Here is a 16,628-nt window from a genome sequence, read left to right as displayed (position 1 = left end):
CGAATAGCCTAGCTCAATATTCGATTTCGCGTCCTTGTTGCGCCGATTCGTAAATCCCGCAGAGAATTTTCATCATCTCTACGCCATCTTGCACAGGACTGAGAGTCTCTTTCTCACCAAGAACGCTGGAGATAAAGTGGTCGATTTCATTTTGAAAGCCTTGTTTAAAATCAAACGATAATTTATCCATCTGCGGACTGACATTCAGGATCGTATCGTGTTTTTCCGTAACGATGGAAAGCTGCGGCTCTACTTCGGCACCGCCTTTGTCGCCGTAAAGCTTGACAGACAGCTCTTCCTTTTTCGAGTGGAGCGTATAGCTTACGTCTACCATGAGCGATGCCCCGTTCTCAAAACGAATGATCGCATTGGCCAGATCTTCTACCGTGTTTTTTTCCGGATCGTAATCAGCTGCCTTGTAGAAGGAAAGATTCTTGACGTTGGCGCGATTGCCCAGCTTGTTATATGTATTGCCGCTGACTGTCTTCACCTTTGGACACCCCATCAGGTACCAGCAGAGATCGATCACATGCACGCCCAGGTCGATTAACGGGCCGCCCCCGGATCTTTCCTTATCAGCAAACCATCCGCCTGGATTTCCCAATCGACGCAAGCAGGAAGCCTTGGCGTAGTAGATATCCCCGAGCTCTCCCGCATCGATGAACTGCTTCAAGAGCTGAGCATTCGTGTCGTATCTTCGGACAAATCCAACTTGCAGAACCTTGCCGCTCCGTTTTACTGCCTCCTCGATCTGAAGTGCACTTTCAACCGATGTGGACAGCGGCTTTTCGACCAGAACGTGTTTGCCTGCATTCAAAGCGGCGATCGAAATCTCTGCATGTGTGTTGTTCCAGGTGCAAATACTTACTGCATCTATTTCTTCGTTCGCAAATACATCTTCCAAGCTGCTGTAAAACGTTCTTGCCTCGAACTTTTGTGCCTTCTCCTTTGCTCGTTCCTCGTTGAAATCTACTACGGCATACAGCTCTGCCCTGTCATTATTTTGGTACGATTGCATATGCATGTCTGAAATGGAGCCTGCACCAATAACCGCGACCTTTACTTTTTTCACGTTTTGCCCCCTATGATTGTGACTTAATTGATCTTTTAATTTTTCCACTGGAGTTATTAAATAGATGATACAGAATTTTCATAACCTTTGCAACATGAAGTTGACGATAATATTTAAAATTTTCTAACCTTTTCTCTCTTCAGAAAATAACAGGCCAGCCGCTCCCATGACGCCCGATTCTATCCCTAATTGATTTAGCTCCACGCGAACTTGGCTCGCCAAACCTGGTATGCAGCGCTCTTTCAGGCTTTTTTCAATCTCCTCCAAAATGACAGGTGCCGCATTCATCACACCTCCGCCGAACACGATCATTTCCGGATTAAATAAATGAATGAGACTCGTAGCGCCGATCCCCAAGTAAAAACCCGCTTGCTTCAAAATGTCGATCGAAAACGGATCTCCCTGCAGCGCAGCCTCTCCAATTTGTTTAGCTGTTAGACTTTCGCCTTCCGATAGACTTCCGGAAAGGGACGACTCCTTACTTACCATTCTGGCACGTGCCACATTTTCGATAGCAGTACCGGAAGCATAATTCTCGAGGCACCCCCTATTCCCGCAGCTGCAGATCGGACCATTCCAATCAATCGAAATGTGCCCAAATTCTCCTGCACTGCCATCATGACCCAAGAGCAGGCGGCCATTACAGATGATCCCCGCTCCCACCCCTGTGCTTACCGTAACGTAAATCATATTTTGCGTTCCTTTGCCTGCTCCCCACATCCACTCTGCTACTGCCGACGCATTCGCGTCATTCATCAGGCTGGCAGGTAAATCGAATCTTTCCTGAATCAGATTGCCGATCGGAACGTCGCGCCAGCCGAGGTTGCTCGCAAAAATCACCTCTTTTTTCGCGCTGTCTATGACCCCTGCCGAAGCGATCCCCACACCACGTATCTGATTGCGATCCACGCTCACTTCTAGCATCACGGCTTCGATAGCGGCCAATACCCGACTTATTACCGCTTTCTCACCATCTTCCGAAGAAGTCGGCAGTTGCTTTTGGCTAACTACCCGTCCTTCACTGTCTACCAATCCAGCAAGAATTTTCGTTCCGCCCAAGTCCAACCCAATTGCGTACTCGTTTTCATTCACTGCCTCCCCCTCCTTATGAATCGCAGAAACAAAATTACTTTCTCCACTGGTTTTATAAAGTTACTCTTCTTAATTAGTAGCATATCGATTGTTTTTCGTCCAGATTTTTCTGAATATTATTTCTCGTTGGAAGGCCAAGAGAAGCACGATCCGCGATGATTCTTTGATACATCAAATATACCCGTAATCCATGTAAGAATTACGGGTTACGAACGAAACCAAATGTCCTAACAATGTAAGTATGGCTTAACCAGCCCTCGGTTCATAGGAAACACATCTGCAAATTTCGTATCTATTATCAGTTTGTACAATAGTCAGGATTTTATACATGGATCTTATTTCCAATCACAAAACAGAGCCAAAAAGAAAAGCCCAGCCATCTCAATTGGCCGAGCTTTTCCTCGAATCCACAGCTTCCTCTACACTCTGAAATACACGTCCCCATTGCCTTGTTCCACCGCTTTGGAGTCGATGACAAGTCCCTCATTCTTTACATTCAGCGCAACATCGAGGAGCCATCTGGTAAAACTCGCCAGCTCCATCCCCTCCATTTCCTCCAGCGAGAAAAAGCCTGCCCGATCCACTTCCACTTCATCTGGCACAGGCTCTCCCCCCACGTATTCCATCTGAAACGCAATATATACGTTGTGGATGCTTCGCGGCTGATCGCGCAGAGCCACTATGCCTTTTACCTCTGCCTGTACGCCCGTTTCTTCCAATACCTCGCGGACGATCGTTTGTTCAATTGGCTCGTGCTGCTCGATGTACCCGCCAGGATTGGTCCACTTCCCTTTTCCCGGCTCTTGTGCGCGGCGTACGAGCAGCATTTTCTCGTCCTTGAAGACGAGTGCTCCTACCCCAATGCTGTAATTTCCCCAGTGCACATTCCCGCAGGATGGACATACTTTGCGCTCAATGCCATCGATTGTCCGCGATTCCATGGAATGCCCACATGCTACACAATAATTCACTGCCATCTTAAGTCATCCATCCTTGTACGACGCATCTGTTTTTCCCCAAGCAAATGATAGCAGATCGTTACGTAGGAAAGGAATGGGGAAAGTGTACGTTGTGAGCAAGGGCATTGTTCATTCTTACAGCCCTAGGCGTAAAACGATTGTTTCACAATTATTAAACGATCGTTTAACTTCTCGCCGGATAGATTTCCCCATCTTCCATCTTCCATCCTGCAAAATGCCGATCCCCGCCATTACAGGCGAGAGATCGGCCTCTTTCATCACTTCCCTACGGAAGCGGCTACTTGCTCTTCTGTTTTGGCTTTTGGCGCTTTTTCAGCATGCTTTTGCTGGCTGATCTCAAATGCTGCCAGGATGGCATCGCTGCGTTTCATGCCGGATTGCAGCAGCTCTTCCATGGTCAGAACGATGTGCTTGTAGTCTTTTGGAATGACTTTCACGAATTTCGTAATGGTCTGTTCCCACTCGTTGAGCAGCGTTTGGGCGTGCTTGCTGCCTGTAGCCGCAACGTGATTTTCCAAAAGCTTTTTCACGTCCGCGATTTCGCGCTCATCCTGCAAGTCTTCCAGAAGCACCATCTCTTGATTGCAAAATTCAGCAAAGGCAGCTTTATCTTCAGCCAAGACGTATGCCGTACCGCCGGACATCCCTGCTGCGAAGTTTTTCCCGACCTGTCCGAGAACTACGACACGTCCTCCTGTCATGTACTCGCAACCGTGATTGCCTACTCCCTCGACGACGGCTGTCATGCCGCTGTTTCTGACGCAGAAGCGCTCGCCCGCCATGCCGGAGATATAGGCTTCGCCGGATGTCGCTCCATAGAAGGCCACGTTCCCGATGATCATGTTCTTTTCTGGCGCATAGGTCACTTTCGCGGAAGGATATACCGCGATCTTGCCGCCTGACAATCCTTTTCCTACATAGTCGTTGGCGTCTCCTTCGAGCTTCATGGTCATGCCGCGCGGTACGAAAGCACCAAAGCTTTGACCCGCAGATCCAGTGAACTGCAAACGGATCGTATCTTCCGGCAAGCCGTGCTCGCCATATCGTCGCGTCACTTCACTGCCCAGGATGGTACCGACTACGCGGTGTGTATTGTTGATCGGCAAATTGATTTCAACAGGAATCTGCTTTTCCAGCGCTGGCTTGGCGAGCCCCAGGAGCTGCTTGCGGTCCATGGTCGCATCCAGCTTGTGATCTTGCGCCCTCTGGTGAAATCTGCCTACTTCTGCCGATACCTCTGGCTGGAACAGGAGTGCAGACAGATCGACGTGCTGGGCTTTCCAGTGCGACTTGGCTTTTTCGTTCATCGTCAAAAGCTGGCTTTGGCCAATCAGGTCCTCGAAGGTACGGAAGCCAAGCTCTGCCATGATTTCACGCACTTCACGCGCTACGAAGCGCATAAAGTTGACGGCGTGCTGCGGATCTCCTTTGAACTTCTTGCGCAGATCCGGATTTTGCGTCGCTACCCCGACTGGGCACGTATCGAGATGGCAGACGCGAGCCATGACACAGCCGATGGACACGAGCGGTGCTGTCGCGAAGCCAAATTCCTCAGCTCCGAGCAGAGCTGCGATGATGACATCACGTCCGGTCATCATTTTCCCGTCGGTTTCCAACACGACGCGGTCGCGCAATTGATTGAGCATCAGTGTCTGATGGGTCTCCGCCAGACCGAGCTCCCACGGCAAGCCGGCATGTTTGATGCTGCTTTTCGGTGAGGCACCCGTACCGCCGTCATGACCGCTGATGACGATCACGTCTGCCAGACCTTTTGCCACACCAGCTGCAATCGTCCCGACGCCAGCTTTGGATACGAGCTTCACGCTGATGCGTGCACGCGGATTTGCATTTTTCAGGTCGAAGATCAGCTGCGCGAGATCCTCAATGGAATAAATGTCGTGATGCGGAGGCGGAGAAATCAGGCCTACACCTGGTGTGGATTTCCGTACTTCGGCAATCCATGGATACACCTTGTTTCCAGGTAGCTGACCACCTTCACCCGGCTTCGCACCTTGCGCCATCTTAATTTGGATCTCACTGGCATTGACCAGATAGTGACTGGAGACTCCAAAGCGTCCCGATGCTACCTGCTTGATCGCACTGCGGCGCAAATCCCCGTTTTCATCTGTCACGTAGCGCTGCGGATCTTCTCCACCCTCCCCGCTGTTGCTTTTCGCACCCAGTCGGTTCATGGCGATCGCAAGCGTCTCGTGCGCTTCCTTGCTCAGGGATCCGTACGACATTGCACCCGTTTTAAAGCGGTGAACGATCGAATCGACGGATTCAACCTCGTTCAGAGGCACAGGCTTGCGGTCCGATTTGAAGTCCAGCAAGTGACGCAGGAAAGCGAACTGCTGGTCATTGGCCATTTCGGAGTACTGCTTATACTGCTCGTAGCTGCCTTCACGTACAGCTTTTTGCAAAGCGTGAACGGTCTTTGGATTGAACAAATGGAACTCTCCATCTCGGCGGAATTGGAAATCGCTTCCCGGCTCCAGAGATTCTTCGGAATGTTCCGGCAAAAATGCTTTTGCATGGCGAATGAGAGCTTCCTTTGCGATCACTTCCAACGTAATCCCGCCAATTTTGGAAGGGGTACGGCTGAAGTAACGATCGATTACCGAAGAATCTACCCCCACGGCTTCGAAAATCTGTGCGCCGCGATAGCTTTGAACGGTGGAGATCCCCATTTTGGACATGACCTTCACGACGCCTTCAGTCGCTGAGCGCAGGTAGATCTCTACCGCATCCGCACTATTGACGCCGTTGGCTTTTTGGGAAGCCGCCAGCTCCAGCAACGAATCAATCGCAACATAAGGATTCACTGCGTCTACCCCGTAGCCGATCAGCATCGCAAACTGGTGGACATCACGCGGTTCGCCGGATTCGATGATGATGCTCGCTTTTGTGCGCGTTCCTTTGCCGACCAAATGGTGATGAAGTCCACTTCCTGCGAGCAATGCCGGAATAGCCGCCAACTGTTCATTCATGCCACGGTCAGACAGGATCAAGAGCGTATTACCGTCTGTGATCGCTTGGTCAGCAGCGGCGAACAAGTCATCCAGTGCTTTTTCCAGTTCAGCTGCCCCTCCATTTGCAGGGAACAGGATCGGCAACGTTTTGGCCATGAATTCCACGTGAGGGTTGTTCGCCAGCTTCGCCAATTCTTCATTGGAAAGGAGCGGCGAGCCTAGTCGAATGCGTCGGCAGCTGCTTGCATCCGGCGCCAGCAGATTTCCTTCCGCTCCCAAATAAGAAAGCGTAGAGGTCACACACGCTTCACGCAGTGCATCAATCGGCGGATTGGTGACTTGCGCAAACGATTGCTTGAAGTAGTTGTACAAAAGCTGCGGACGATCAGACAAAACCGCGAGCGGCGTATCGATGCCCATGGAACCGATCGGGTCTTTTTTCTCTGCGACCATCGGCGTCAATACTTTGGACAGCTCCTCCTGCGTATAGCCAAATGCCTTTTGATGTGCCAGCAGCTTGTCGCCCGAAATCCGCTGAGCGGTTACCGCTTTCGGCAGGGAGGAGATCGTCACGAGGTTGGTCTGAACCCACTTGCTGTACGGTTGTTCATTCGCAACCTGCTGTTTGATCTCTTCGTCGGAGACAATTCTTCCCTCTTCCAAATCGACGAGCAGCATTTTTCCAGGACTGAGTCGCCCTTTTTGGACAATCTTTTCATCTGGAACCTCCAGCACCCCTACCTCAGAGGAGAAAATAATAGTATGATCAGAGGTAATGTAATAACGGGCGGGACGTAGGCCGTTTCGGTCGAGGATCGCGCCGATTTGCTTGCCATCGGTAAAGGAAATCGCAGTCGGCCCATCCCATGGCTCCATCAGAGTGCTATGGTATTCGTAGAAGGCTTTTTTGGAGGCCTCCATGTTTGCATCCTGATCCCATGGCTCCGGAATCAGCATCATGGCAGCGTGCGGCAACGAGCGACCTGCCAGGGCGAAAAACTCCACGCAGTTGTCGAGAATCGCCGAGTCGCTGCCCTCCAGATCAATGACGGGCACTACTTTTTGCAAATCGGCACCAAAGACGTCAGACTGGAACATCTGCTCACGTGCACGCATCCAGTTGATATTGCCCTGCAGCGTATTGATTTCGCCATTGTGAATCAGGTAACGGTTCGGATGGGCGCGCTCCCACGTCGGGAAGGTATTGGTGCTGAAACGGGAGTGAACCACCGAAAAGACGGAAGCATAAGAAGCGTCCTGCAGATCGGTATAAAATTGATCCAGTTGCTCAGGAGTGACCAAGCCCTTGTAAACGATGGTTCGGCTGGACAGCGAAGCTGCGTAGAACCCTTCCCCTGCTGCCTGCTCCATTTGTTTTCGGATGATATATAATTTTCGCTCAAAAGCGAGCTGATCTTTCACACTCGAGCTTGCCCCGATGAAAACCTGGCGGACATAGGGTTGACTAGCCTTTGCTGTCTTCCCGATTTTCGTCGCATCGGTCGGAACCGTTCTCCATCCGAGAAGCTTTTGTCCTTCCCCTTGAATAATCTGTTCCAGCTGCTTTTCGTACGTATTTCGGAGAGCTTCGTCCATCGGGAGAAACAGCATGCCCACACCGTATTTGCCTTGGGCGGGAAGCTTGAAGCCCAGCTCTTCACTAGACTTTTTAAAGAACGCGTGCGGAATGCCTGTCAAAATTCCCGCTCCGTCGCCTGTCTCCGGGTCGCTGCCCTGGCCGCCGCGGTGCTCCAGATGACAGAGGATTTCCAACCCTTTTCTCACCATTTCGTGATTTGCTTTATTTTTCAGGTTGGCGATAAAACCGATCCCGCAAGCATCATGTTCGAACATCGGATCATAGAGACCCTGTTTGGTAGGCAATCCTCGCATGTTCATTTTTCTCCACTCCTTACTCTCTCTGTTACGACTTATTTTAGATTGAGCAAATTATTTGAACAATATATAATTAGTGTTAAAATGATCTCAAAATGAGATAAGTCGTGTTTTGAGGAGAGAAAAATGGATTTTAGACAGCTCCAGTACTTCATCGAAGTGGCCAAAAGGGAGCACTACACCGAGGCTGCCCACTCCCTTCACGTCGCCCAATCCGCGCTCAGCCGGCATATTGCCATCCTGGAAAAGGAATTGGGTGTCTCTCTTTTTATCCGTGAGGGACGCAACGTCAAGCTGACAAACATTGGCAGAATCTTTTTGCAGCACGCTGAATTATCACTGGCAGAAATCGATAAAGCGAAAAAGAAAATCAACGAGATCCTCGACCCTGAACGCGGGACGATTCGTGTCGGGTTTACCAGCAGCCTTGCCGCCAATCCACTGCCGGGAGTCATTTCCGCATTTCGCTCGCGCTATCCGGACATCGGATTTCAGCTGCGCCAGGGCGCCTATTTGCCACTGATCGATTCCGTCATCAAGGGCGAGCTCGACATCGCCTTTCTCGGTCCAGTGCCGACCCAGGAAAAAAGCGTGCAGAGCCACATCTTTTTCGCAGAAGAGATCGTCGCCCTTTTGCCTGCAAAACACCCGCTGGCCAAGAACAGAAACTTGCGCCTCAATGAACTCATGCAGGATACGTTTGTCTTGTTCCCCCCGGGCTTCATTCTTCGGAGCATCGCCGTAAACGCCTGCGCCCAGATGGGTTTTGAACCGAAAGTGGCTTTTGAAGGGGAAGATATCGACGCGATCAAAGGTCTGGTGGCTGCAGGTTTAGGAGTCACGCTGTTGCCGGAGCTGACACTTGCTGACAACATCCCACGGGAGACTGTCAAAATGAGGATCACGGAGCCAAACGTCACCCGAACCGTAGGCATCATCATCCCGAAAAACCGCGAGCTGCCGCCATCGGAAAAGCTCTTTTACGACTTCCTCAAGGAATTCTTTCATCGTTTGGGTCGATATAGCGGATAGAATGGGAAAAGCACAGCCTGCCATTGCATGCTGTGCTTTTTTGTTGCTTCGCTTCGCGTTTTCTTATAGACGTGGATCGATTTCCTGCTATGGATTTCATGGAATGGAGCACCACGGATCAAGACATCCGACCTACTAAACAGAATGATCGAGAATTTAGTATGCTTTTTCCTGTTTTGATAAAGAAGTAGCGTATAATGATGAAATGGACACGTACCGCATCACGCATCCGAAAACACAATGCGTGCGGATGTGGGAAACGTCGGCAAAAGCCCTAGCGAGATACGGAATCACCAGCGAAGAATAACGGAGGCAAAAATGAAATACGAGGTTATTTTATTCGATGTAGACGACACATTATTCGATTTCGGCATGACGGAAAAAGAAGCATTGCATAAGACGTTTCAAACCTACGGAATATCCACCCCACAGGTGGAATACTTACCGATTTACAAAGAGATCAGCGGTGGGCTTTGGAAAGAGCTAGAGCAAGGCCGCACCACTCTGCCCGAGCTGGGCGAGCAAAGGTTTACGCGCTTATTTCGCGCACTGGGCCTTTCTATCGACGGAGCCGCATTTAACCGCGACTACCTCTCGAATTTAGGCAAAGAAGTCCATCTGACAGAAGGCGCGGTCGAGCTGTGCAGTCAGCTCACGGGCTATCGACTGGTGATTATCACAAACGGTTTTGACGCCGTACAAAAAGCAAGAATCGGCGGTTCGCCATTGTGCAATTCCTTTGAGTGCCTGGTTACTTCCGAGGAAGCCGGGTTCCAGAAGCCTGATAAAGGAATATTTGATTACGTATTTACCCAGCTGCAAATGACGGATAAATCCAAGTTGTTGATCGTCGGAGATTCGTTAACCTCCGACATACAGGGCGGCATCAACTACGGGATCGACACTTGCTGGTTTAATCCGCTTCGAAAGGAAAACAAGCTTGGTATCCAGCCAACCTACGAAATTCATGCTCTGATGGAGCTCTTGGACCATTTGTAAGCGGCTCCCACCGACCTTCATCATTACCTGCAAGTACCTATATGACTTCAAAGTGCGTACTTTTCACTCCCCTCTGCTTGGCGCAAAATGACGTTGAGACCAAAAGCAGAGGGAGAGAAATCCATGAGAAACAATGAACAGAGCCGCAAAGTCGCTCTAGTTGTAGGAGCCAATGGCGTCATCGGAAGCAATTTGATCCACTATCTCGCACAGCTGCCCGATTGGGAAATCATCGGCTTGTCACGCCGGGGCGGAGAAGCTTCTGGAAGCGTCCGCTATATCGCTGTCGATTTGCTGGAGGAAGCAGACACACACGAGAAGCTGCAGAACTTGACGCACGTCACTCATGTTTTTTATGCCGCTTATCAAGACCGTCCGACGTGGGCAGAGCTGGTTCCCCCAAACATGGCGATGCTTGAAAATGTCGTCCATGCAATCGAGCCCATCGCTCCAAAACTGCAGCACATCAGCCTCATGCAAGGCTACAAGGTATACGGTGCTCACCTCGGACCGTTTAAGACACCGGCGAAGGAGACGGACGCCTACCACATGCCGCCTGAGTTTAACGTCGATCAGCAAAACTTTCTGGAACAGCAGCAGCTGGGCAAGCGCTGGACGTGGTCGGCTCTGCGCCCTTCAGTCGTATGTGGGTTCGGACTGGGCAATCCGATGAATCTCGCGATGGTGATCGCCATCTATGCATCCATCTCCAAGGAGCTGGGCCTTCCACTCCGTTTCCCTGGAAAACCCGGCGCGTACAGCAGCTTGCTCGAGATGACCGACGCAGGACTGCTTGCCAGAGCGACTGTTTGGGCGGCGACAGATGAGCGTTGCGCCAATCAAGCGTTTAACATCACGAACGGCGATCTTTTCCGCTGGAATGAAATGTGGCCTAAGATTGCGGAGTATTTTGATCTGAAGGTCGCTCCTCCCCTGCCGATGTCTCTGGAGACTGTAATGACGGACAAGGAACCGCTTTGGAATACCATGGTGGAGAAACACGGCTTGGTCAAGACTTCATACAAGGACATCTCTTCGTGGCGCTTCGGGGATTTCGTCTTCTCCTGGGATTACGACTTTTTCGCTGATGGCACAAAAGCGCGCCGCTTTGGATTTCACGACTTCATCGATACGGAAGAAATGTTTTTCGGCATCTTTGATGACTTTCGACAACGCAAGCTGATTCCGTAATGAGCGATCTCCTCAAACAGCAAAAACCGATCACTGCAAGCGTGCAGATGATCGGTTTTTTTGTGTGGCTTCCTCGCCATTTTCATCTTCCCGGATCCAAAGCGGTCATATCTTGTTGGGAAGGAACGCGAAGGATGACAGCTTGATTCCCATACGTCCGTTCAATATAGATATCCCCCCATCTGCACATGAGATGGAGAATCTCCTTGAGGCTCCACCCGAACTCTGTCAGTTCATATTCGACTTTCGGCGGCACTTGATTGTAGGTGATTCTTGTGACGATCCCCGCCTCCTCCAGCTCCCGCAGCTGCTGGGTCAGCACTTTTTGCGTAACAGCGGGCATCAAGCTCATCAGCTCTCCGTTACGCTTTTTGCCCAACGTGAGGTGAAACAAAATAAGCGGCTTCCACTTGCCGCCGATCACTTCTAATGTCGCTTCAACCGCGGTGTTGTAGATTCTTTTTGGTTCTTGCACAGGCCAAGTCCTCCTTTCTCCCTGCTGATTCAAGGTTGGTTAGCAACGTTTTTACCCCTTTTGTTACCATAACATTTATTTTGTAAACTATCGGCACCTGCTTCTCCACATATGAAGCCATTGTCACCAGAAGCAACCTATCCAGCGTATCCATCTTATAGAACATTGAAAAATCTGTAAATACAAACAGCTACGCCAGCATGCTTGACGTAGCCTTCAGACCTTTATCGCTAGGTCGTAATGGATCTGGTTACCCTTTTACCGCTCCCATAGACAATCCTTTCACCAAATACCGCTGCACAAAGAATGTGAAAAGCAACGGCGGTAATACGGACAAGGCAATGGCGGCTGCGATATCTCCCCAGCGAATGCCGTAAGCCTGTATGAACAAGGTAGAGCCCACCGTGGTCGTCATGGCGTTCATGTCACTCAGGATGCGGACAAACAAAAACTCATTCCAAGTAAAGATAAAAGTGAGAATCGCGGCTGCAGCGATGCCAGGGGCAAGCAGCGGGAAGACAATGCGAAGCAGAATACTCCCCGGAGAACACCCATCGATGAGGGCAGCTTCTTCGATCTCGACCGGCAATTCTTGAATGAACCCTACCATCAGCATGAGGGTAAGCGGAACATTCATAATGACAGCCACCCAGATGAGGCCGAGCTTGGTGTCCAGCAACCCGATAAACTGGTACATGGCAAAGTACGGAATGGCAAACACAATGGGTGGCAGCAGCTTCAAGCTGACGATAAACGAGAAAAACTTTCGTAACCCAACGCCATACCGTACCATCGCGTAAGCTGCGGGCATGCAAACGATGACCGTAATGGCACTCGTGCCTGCTGCGATGAAAAAGCTGTTCAAGAAAAATTGGGCAAATGGATATCCTGCCCCGGAAAAGACGTTGTGGTAATGCTCAAGGGTCGGTGAAAACACCCACTTGGGCGGAAACGACGCCACATCCCCTTCTGTTTTTAGGGAAGTCAGAAAATCAAGCAGCAGAGGAAACAGAAACAGGAGCAGGATGAAAGAGAGCAGCAGCCAAAATCCGATTTGCTTTGCCATTTTCATTTGGCTAAGCTCCCCTCCTCACGATAAACTTCATGGACAACGCGAGCACTGGGGCAAGTAAGAAAGTCAGCAGGACACTTGCAGCAGTCGCCTCTCCTATATTTCCTTCCAAAAAGGCCTTCTTGTAGATGAACAGGCTCACACTCGTAGTCAGCTCACCCGGTCCTCCATTCGTCAGGACGTAGATCATGTCGTAGATCTTGAACGAATCGATGGCACGAAGGAAGGCCACGATCGTGAGGGTCGGAACCAAGAGGGGGAGTGTAATTCGAAAAAAGCTCTGAATGGGATTGGCTCCATCCACCCTGGCTGCTTCGTACAGTTCCTCAGGAATCGTCGTCAGCCCGGCATACACGATGATGAAAACAAACGGGATCCATTGCATCGCATCGATCGCGACCAACGTAACATTGACCCATGCCGGATCGAACGGATTGACCGTGATCCCCCACAGATTCAGATAATAAGGAACGATTCCTACGAATTCATTTAGCATGAGCCGAAAAATGAGAGCGAACAAAGATGGAGCCACCATCAAAGGGAGAAGGAGCAGGCTGGTGAATATGCCTTTTCCCCGAAACTTACGATTGAACAAGACGGCGAGACAGATCCCTACTACCAGCTCTGCTGCGGTCGCGAATAATGCGAATTTGGCACTGTAATAAATCGAACCGTAGAAGGAAGGGTTGGTCAGCATTGATGCATAGTTGTTCAGCCCAAGAAAAGACGCAGACTCTCCTGACAGCCGGGCATCATGCACGCTCACAAAGTAAGCGTACAGGGTGGGGAACGCGACCAGCGCGATCACCACCACTGCCAAAGGAGTCATCATCCACAGGGCTTGGTTTCTTGCATGCTGCACGGATCGTCTACTTCCCTAAAAGCGTGGTGACTTCTGCCTGCGCCTTTTTCGCAGCCTCATCCGCATCGGCTTGCCCGGCCCACACTGCTGAAAAATGCTTGGCGAGTACTTCGAGTATCGGAAAGACTTTGTCGCTGGTATCTACGACATAGCCATATTGATCGACATGCTCCGCGATGTAAGGGAATTCTGGACGTTGTTCCTTCATGCCCTTGAGGACGTCCGCTACCGGCGGGATCCCTCCGTTTTCCGCGTACGTCTTCATGGCTTCTGACGTAGCCAAATACTTCAACCATTTCAACGAAGCTTCCTGTTTCTCGGAATGCTTGTTGATGCCCACACCGAGCGAATGAACATGTGTCGCGTGTTTGTCGCCAGGGATGGGAGCGATTCCTACTTTGTCAAAAATGAGTCCGCTCTTGCTCTGATCGGTCAGTTCGTGATACGCTGCGCTCCATTGCAGGATCATCGCCGTTTTGCCGGTTTGAAAGGATTGATTCGTCTCTGGATATTCAAAGGTCGATGCAGTCGCCGGCGAGATCCCGTTTTTCGTGAGATTGGCATAGATGTCGAGCGCTCGCTTCGTCTCGGCCGTATCGAAATTTGCTTTGCCATCACTCGTGTACCAGGTGCCTCCCATGGAGTAGAGGACATCATCCCAGATCATGACGTTGTAGATCAGGTTTTTCGCTTGCAGCGCCGTTCCGTATTGTGTCGGCGAGCCAGGATTTACGCTCTGGGTAAAGAAAGCAGCTGTCGCCGTGAAGTCATCCCAGTTCCATTCCTCCGGTTTCTTCGGAGTGAGTTCTTTGCCCACGATTTTCTTGCTCACTTCCTTATAGGTTGCCTGCCATGCCGCATCCGTGAGCAATTGGTCGATCAAGTCTTTCCGATAATACATAAAATGATTGGATACATCTGTCGGGATCGCGTACGTCTGTCCCCCATTTTTCAATGAGTCGATCGTCGTTCCGATATACAGCTTGAGACTGTCTCCCAGCTTGTCATCCAGGGGCAGCAAATCATTCTTGTGCTCCCCGATTTTGTAGCTGGCCGTAAAGTACACATCGATGTCCTTATTGTCTGCACCCATCATCGCAGATTCCTTTTCCCAAAAGCCTTCACGCGGGGCGGGTGCCATTTTGACTTCCACGCCATCCTCTGTCCCCTTTGACTGATTGTAGTGATCAACTACTTTTTGCATGGCATCGCTTTCCGGTCCTGGCCAGTAGAGCATCGTCACCGTCTGTTTTTCAGCTTTTGTCGTGCCTCCGCCGTTCCCTCCAGCTGGCGTCTGGCTTGGTGTCTGCGTGCTCGATGTCGTACATCCGCTCATTGCCGCTACCAAACCCGCTGTCACGATCATGGACAACCATTTTTGCTGCACCTTCATCTCGCGGTTCCTCCTTTACTTCCCCATTTGTGAATCAAACAGCAAGCTGCACGCTCCAAGCAGCATGGCCGCATCACCTAAGCCAGACAAGACGAGCCCAAAATTTCGGGCTGCTGCATGACTGAGCCTTCCCATCACACGATTTTCCAAAGCCGGCAAATCAAGGCCAAGACTTTGTGCGACACCACCCCCGAGGATGACTTTGCTTGGATTCAATACGGTCACAAGCGAAGCAATGCCCATTGCCAAGTCGTTCAAGTAGGCTTCCCATACGGAATAGGCTGCCACGTCTCCGGCTCGTGCTTCACGAATGATCTGGATCCCCGTTCTGACCGCGCCATGTTCCTCCCGGTAGCGCTCTTCCAAGGCACGGCCGGAAACGTATGCCTCCATGCAACCGCTATTGCCGCACGGACACCTGCGCCCATTTGGATGAAGCAGCATGTGACCGACTTCACCTGCGGCGCCGCTGCTCCCGCGAACCAGCTCTCCTTGGGAGATGATCGCCCCGCCGACTCCGGTTCCCAAGGCCAGACAAAGAAAGTCACGCGTGTTTTTCCCTTCTCCATATGCGCGTTCCCCCAATGCCATCGCTTGCACGTCATTGACGACACGGACGGGTAGACCGATTCGCTCTTGCAGCTCCCTTTCGAGATGAATTCCTGCCCAGACGGGAAAGGTCTCGGTCGCCGACAAAATTTCTCCGTGCAGTCCGACCTGTCCGGTCGCTCCGATTCCGACGCCGATGATCTCCTCCGAGGAGAGCTCGCGAATCAGGAGGGCGATCCGCTCCATCACTGCCTTTCCTCCGCGATTGGCTTCTGTCGGAATCTCGCGCACCGTTACGAGGATGCCATCCTCTCGAATCAGGCTGCCGCGAATTTTGGTCCCTCCAACATCGATGCCGATGGCTTTTTTCATCCCTTCATCCCTTCCCAAAAGCGACGCGTGATCTCTTGCGGGCGGGTTATGGCACCGCCTACTACGACACAAAACGCTCCGAATCGCAAAGCGTCCCTTGCCTGTTCAGGTGTATGGATTCTGCCTTCTGCAATGACAGGTATGTCCAGCGTGGATATCAGGGCACGCAATAAGTCAAAATCAGGATCCTTCCTGTTCCTCTGCCTCGTCTCGAGGGTGTAGCCGGATAGCGTCGTCCCGACCACATCACACGCCAGCTGCTGAGCGCGAATTCCGTCCTCGAGGGTGGCAACATCAGCCATCACCACTTTCCCGAGGTCGTTCTTGATAAAGTCGATCAGTTGTTCCAGCGGCTCCGGCCTGCTCTGCGTCGTCGCATCGATCGCGATGATATCGGCTCCGGCTTCATGGACGAGACGGGCGTCTTCCATGGAGGGAGTGATAAAAGCATCAAACCCTGGCTGTTTTCGTTTGTTGATCCCGATGATGGGCAAGTCGAGGCTGGCTCGAATGGCGCGAATGTCGCAGGGACCATTGGCGCGGATTCCGACAGCTCCACCCTCCTTTGCTGCCATCGCCATGCGTTCCATAAATTGCGGGCCGTGAAGCGGTTCGTCTTCCAGAGCTTGACAGGATACCACCAGCCCTGCTTTCAATTTTTCCAGCATCGC

The 16,628-nt window shown here is 51.2% G+C and carries 13 protein-coding genes; 3 read left to right on the top strand and 10 right to left on the bottom strand.

Annotated elements, in window-relative coordinates:
- Window positions 1-13 precede the first annotated feature (13 nt).
- The 4 genes from JNE38_RS14310 to gltB form a co-directional block, all read right to left on the bottom strand.
- Complete coding sequence (locus JNE38_RS14310; RefSeq protein WP_203357157.1) at window positions 14-1,072, bottom strand: Gfo/Idh/MocA family protein; 1,059 nt, start codon at window positions 1,070-1,072, stop codon at window positions 14-16.
- Window positions 1,073-1,195: 123 nt separating this feature from the next.
- Complete coding sequence (locus JNE38_RS14305; protein ID WP_203357156.1) at window positions 1,196-2,164, bottom strand: ROK family protein; 969 nt, start codon at window positions 2,162-2,164, stop codon at window positions 1,196-1,198.
- Window positions 2,165-2,583: 419 nt separating this feature from the next.
- On the bottom strand, window positions 2,584-3,141 hold the full coding sequence (locus JNE38_RS14300; RefSeq protein ID WP_203357155.1) for an NUDIX hydrolase: 558 nt from the start codon (window positions 3,139-3,141) through the stop codon (window positions 2,584-2,586).
- Window positions 3,142-3,401: 260 nt separating this feature from the next.
- A complete protein-coding gene (gene gltB / locus JNE38_RS14295) occupies window positions 3,402-8,015 on the bottom strand; it encodes a glutamate synthase large subunit (protein ID WP_203357154.1) in 4,614 nt (1,537 codons plus the stop codon).
- Window positions 8,016-8,138: 123 nt separating this feature from the next.
- On the opposite strand from gltB, the gene JNE38_RS14290 reads away from it, so the two are divergent.
- The 3 genes from JNE38_RS14290 to JNE38_RS14280 all read left to right on the top strand — a co-directional run bounded on the left by JNE38_RS14290 (window position 8,139) and on the right by JNE38_RS14280 (window position 11,234).
- Entirely contained in the window at window positions 8,139-9,044 is a 906-nt protein-coding gene (locus JNE38_RS14290) for a glutamate biosynthesis transcriptional regulator GltC (protein WP_203357153.1), read from the top strand.
- Window positions 9,045-9,362: 318 nt separating this feature from the next.
- Window positions 9,363-10,043 carry a YjjG family noncanonical pyrimidine nucleotidase gene (locus JNE38_RS14285; protein WP_203357152.1) on the top strand — a complete coding sequence of 227 codons (681 nt, stop codon included), beginning with the start codon at window positions 9,363-9,365 and terminating at the stop codon, window positions 10,041-10,043.
- Between the two features lie 123 nt (window positions 10,044-10,166).
- Window positions 10,167-11,234, top strand: coding sequence for an SDR family oxidoreductase (locus JNE38_RS14280; protein WP_203357151.1), 1,068 nt, complete (start codon window positions 10,167-10,169; stop codon window positions 11,232-11,234).
- An 82-nt stretch (window positions 11,235-11,316) separates the two neighbouring features.
- Here JNE38_RS14280 and JNE38_RS14275 read toward each other — a convergent pair whose 3' ends face one another.
- From JNE38_RS14275 to JNE38_RS14250, 6 genes are all read right to left on the bottom strand, one after another.
- Window positions 11,317-11,709, bottom strand: a complete 393-nt coding sequence (locus JNE38_RS14275) for a winged helix-turn-helix transcriptional regulator (RefSeq protein WP_203357150.1) — start codon at window positions 11,707-11,709, stop codon at window positions 11,317-11,319.
- A 250-nt stretch (window positions 11,710-11,959) separates the two neighbouring features.
- Entirely contained in the window at window positions 11,960-12,781 is an 822-nt protein-coding gene (locus JNE38_RS14270; RefSeq protein WP_203357149.1) for a carbohydrate ABC transporter permease, read from the bottom strand.
- Between the two features lie 4 nt (window positions 12,782-12,785).
- On the bottom strand, window positions 12,786-13,643 hold the full coding sequence (locus tag JNE38_RS14265) for a carbohydrate ABC transporter permease (protein WP_203357148.1): 858 nt from the start codon (window positions 13,641-13,643) through the stop codon (window positions 12,786-12,788).
- 7 nt (window positions 13,644-13,650) lie between these two features.
- The gene (locus JNE38_RS14260) at window positions 13,651-15,036 is read right to left on the bottom strand and encodes an ABC transporter substrate-binding protein (protein WP_203357147.1); all 1,386 of its coding nucleotides are present in this window, start codon (window positions 15,034-15,036) and stop codon (window positions 13,651-13,653) included.
- Between the two features lie 15 nt (window positions 15,037-15,051).
- The gene (locus tag JNE38_RS14255; protein WP_203357146.1) at window positions 15,052-15,957 is read right to left on the bottom strand and encodes an ROK family protein; all 906 of its coding nucleotides are present in this window, start codon (window positions 15,955-15,957) and stop codon (window positions 15,052-15,054) included.
- On the bottom strand, window positions 15,954-16,625 hold the full coding sequence (locus tag JNE38_RS14250) for an N-acetylmannosamine-6-phosphate 2-epimerase (RefSeq protein WP_203357145.1): 672 nt from the start codon (window positions 16,623-16,625) through the stop codon (window positions 15,954-15,956). Before JNE38_RS14250 ends, JNE38_RS14255 begins: the two co-directional genes overlap by 4 nt.
- Between the last annotated feature and the right edge of the window lie 3 nt (window positions 16,626-16,628).

The organism is Brevibacillus choshinensis (assembly GCF_016811915.1).
In the GTDB taxonomy this organism is placed as follows: Bacteria; Bacillota; Bacilli; order Brevibacillales; family Brevibacillaceae; genus Brevibacillus; species Brevibacillus choshinensis_A.
This window is presented reverse-complemented; position numbering and strand designations above follow the sequence as displayed.